The following is a 1,760-nucleotide window of genomic DNA, read 5'->3' on the forward strand; positions in this document are numbered from 1 at the left end:
CCCGAGAGGGCCGAGATGTCGTCCAGGATGTGCGACAGCGGCTCGTCGCCCTTGGCCTGGGTGCTGTTCTCGACACACTGCTGGTTCTGCGGGGCCGACAGGATCGGGATGTCCTGCACGCCGATGTTGAGGGCCGCGATGATCGACTGGGCGTTGACCTTGGCCGGCAGGCCGATGCACGGCTTGTTCAGCGAACCCTGGACCAGCGAGAGCTGCGGGCTCATGTCGCCGAAGGTCGCCGAGTTGCCGAACTCCGACGAGGCGCCGTTGCCGCTGGCGGACGTGGTGCCGCTGTCGTCACCGATGGCCAGGGCCTGCGGGGCGCTCATAGCCGCGAGACCTGCGACGGAGGCGGCGAGGGCAGCGGTTGCCCACAGCTTCTTCATGTTCGTTCCCTTCGAAAGGCGGACTCCGGGGGAGGAGCTGCGTGATCACCAACGCCCGGCCCCCGCCGGGGGTTGCGTCCTTTGCCCCGATCGGCGTAGCGCATCGGCCGCGCCGGCCGTGCGCCCCTCACCGGCACGCGTACGCGCTCCCGCGCACCGCGGCCGTGCCGCCGAGGACGGCCGGCGGGTCCTTCGGCACGGGCTGCGCGCCCTTCGCGACCAGCGGCCGGTCCTCGCGCACCTTCGCGAACAGCGCGTCCGCCTGCTCCCGGTCCCAGGCGAGCGCCGCGCCGATGCCCAGGCCGGGCGGGGTGAACCCGGCGATCGGCACGGTCGTGAACTCCGTCGCCGAAGCCGGCAGCCGGTGCAGCGCGACCGCCAGCTCCGCGAGCTCGGCGACCGTGAAACCCTGCGGGCCCGACCCGAGGAGCGTGCGCGCCAGATGCGCCGTGCGCGCCGGATCGCTGAGCAGCTTGCGCGCCTGCAACCCGCGCAACGCCTGCACGAGGAACCGCTGCTGACGCTGGATCCGGCCGAGGTCGGCGCTGTCGTCGACATGCCGTGAGCGGACGTACTGCAACGCGGGCCCGCCGCGCAGCCGGTGTTTGCCGGGCTCGAGGTCGAGCTTGGTCGCGGAGTCCCTGAGCCGCCGCGGAGTGCACACCTCGACGCCGTCGACCTCGTCCACGCTGTCCATGAACCGCCGGAAGTCCACCTGGACGAACCGGTCGACGCCCACCCCGGTCATCGACTCCACGGTCCGGACGGCGAGTTCGGGACCGCCCTCCTGGTAGGCGGCGTTGAGCTTCGCCGGATGCGGCGGCTTCTCCACACCGCTCGCCTCGTCGCGGGTCGCCGGGATCTCGGCGGCCGAGTCGCGGGGCATGCCGATGACGCTGACGCGGTCCCGGCGGGCCGAGAGATGGACCAGCATCAGGACGTCCGAGCATCCGCAGGGCTGGCCGCCGGCGTGGAACGCGTGCTTCTCGGCGGTGGTGATGGTGTCCCGTTCGTCGGTGCCCATCAGCAGGATGTTCATCGCGCGCGGAGCGTGCTCCCGGCCCGGGGCCGCGGAACTGCCGAGCAGCGCGCCGGTGGCGGCCAGGACGATTCCGGGAATCGCCAGGCGGCGTGGCCAAAGGTTTCTCTTCACCGTCACGCGGCGCACGCTAGAACAGCGGGCCGCCGATGATTCGGCGGCCCGCTGTCCGGGCGGAGAAACCACCCAAGGGCTCAGGAAAAGAACCCGTTCAGCACGTCGGGTCAGTGGTTGGCCGCACCGTTGCCCGAGAGGGCCGAGATGTCGTCCAGGATGTGCGACAGCGGCTCGTCGCCCTTGGCCTGGGTGCTGTTCTCGACACACTGCTGGTTCTG

General features: G+C 71.5%; 2 protein-coding genes and 1 pseudogene. All 3 read right to left on the reverse strand.

The annotated features are described in order from the left end of the window. On the reverse strand, positions 1-386 hold a 386-nt coding region (locus tag BMZ82_RS39080), incomplete at its 3' end, for a rodlin (RefSeq protein ID WP_093782119.1). 127 nt (positions 387-513) lie between these two features. Then, positions 514-1,545, reverse strand: a complete 1,032-nt coding sequence (locus BMZ82_RS39085) for an LCP family protein (protein WP_093782120.1) — start codon at positions 1,543-1,545, stop codon at positions 514-516. A 104-nt stretch (positions 1,546-1,649) separates the two neighbouring features. Continuing rightward, a pseudogene (locus tag BMZ82_RS42500) lies at positions 1,650-1,760 on the reverse strand (RdlA protein); the annotation flags it as partial.

It is taken from the genome of Streptomyces sp. yr375 (assembly GCF_900110755.1).
Lineage (GTDB): Bacteria > Actinomycetota > Actinomycetes > Streptomycetales > Streptomycetaceae > Streptomyces.